Annotated in this window: 1 protein-coding gene and 1 pseudogene; both read right to left on the minus strand. The window is 69.4% G+C overall.

Annotated features, from left to right (window positions below; genetic code table 11):
- Nucleotides 1-859 (minus strand): bifunctional methylenetetrahydrofolate dehydrogenase/methenyltetrahydrofolate cyclohydrolase FolD (gene folD, locus AC1VAN_RS21985; protein WP_480986764.1); only part of this gene is annotated, 859 nt, incomplete at its 3' end.
- A 174-nt stretch (nt 860-1,033) separates the two neighbouring features.
- Nucleotides 1,034-1,341 (minus strand): annotated as a pseudogene (locus AC1VAN_RS21990) (monovalent cation:proton antiporter-2 (CPA2) family protein); the annotation flags it as partial.

The raw sequence follows: 1,341 nt of genomic DNA on the forward strand, positions 1-1,341 counted from the left end.
CTTCCAACGTGTTCTGCATCAGCGTGGCGACGGTCATCGGGCCTACGCCACCCGGCACCGGGGTGATCCAGCTCGCCCGCTGCGCTGCGGCTTCAAACCCGACATCGCCCACCAACCGGCCGTCATCCAAGCGGTTGATGCCCACGTCGATCACCACCGCGCCCGGCTTCACCCACTCGCCCGGCACGATGTCCGGTCGGCCCACCGCCACCACCAGGATGTCGGCGTTGCGCACGGCCTGTTCCAGCACGTCCTTGGGGGTGAACTTGTGGCAGCTGGTCACGGTGCAGCCGGCAATCAGCAGCTCCAGACCCATCGGCCGGCCGACGTGGTTGCTGACGCCGACGATGGTGGCGTTGCGGCCGCGCACCGGCTGGTCGGTGTGTCCCAGCAGCGTGGTGATGCCACGCGGGGTGCACGGGCGCAGGCCGAACTCACGCAGGGCCAGGTGGCCGACGTTTTCCGGATGGAAGCCGTCCACGTCCTTGCGCGGGTCGATGCGCTGGATCAGCCGGCGCGCGTCGGGAATGCCCGGCAGCGGCAGCTGGATCAAAATGCCGTTGATCTTCGGGTCGGCGTTGAGCTGGTCGATCAGGTCGAGCAGCTCGGCCTCGGTGGTGCCGGCCGGCAGATCGTAGTCATAGGCCTCGATGCCGACCTTCTCGGCCGCGCGGCGCTTGTTGCGCACGTACACGGTCGAGGCCGGGTCGCCCCCCACCAGCACCACGGCCAGGCCAGGGCGGCTGCCACCGGCGGCGACACGGGCGTCGACCCGCACCTTCAGGCTGTCGAGCAGGTCCTCGGCGATACGGCGGCCATCGAGGATGCGGGCAGGAAGCTGGGGGGCGGAGTCGGTCATCGGGTGCGGGCGTGGGGCGGCGGGGACGCTATTGTCCCCGATTCACGCCCCCTCGCCCACCGGGAATGCGGGCCGCCGCCGCTTCGGTAGTGCCGGCCGCTGGCCGGCAACCTCATGAACGCAGGACGCACCGTGCAGTTGCCGGCCAGCGGCCGGCACCACCAAGGCTTCAGATCATTCCTCTTCTTCTTCCGGCACTTCATCCGCATTGAGCGTGCGTGCCTTGCGCTTCGGCGCGGTAAACGGCGTCGGCGTCGGCACACCCGGCAGCGCGCTGCCGAACACCATGTGCGCGCCGGCCCTCAGGCTGCCACCGGCCATTTCCAGCTCGAAGCGCTCGGCATCGCGCTCGCGGATCTGCTCGGCAATCTCGCGCGCATCGTCTTCGTCCGCGCCCAGCTCCACCAGTGCCGCCTGCCCGAACAGCAGTGCCGACTCGAAGGTTTCGCGGATCTGGAAGTCCACGCCAGCATGGATCAGCC

The sequence above is a fragment of the Stenotrophomonas sp. 05L44_2 genome, assembly GCF_056665995.1.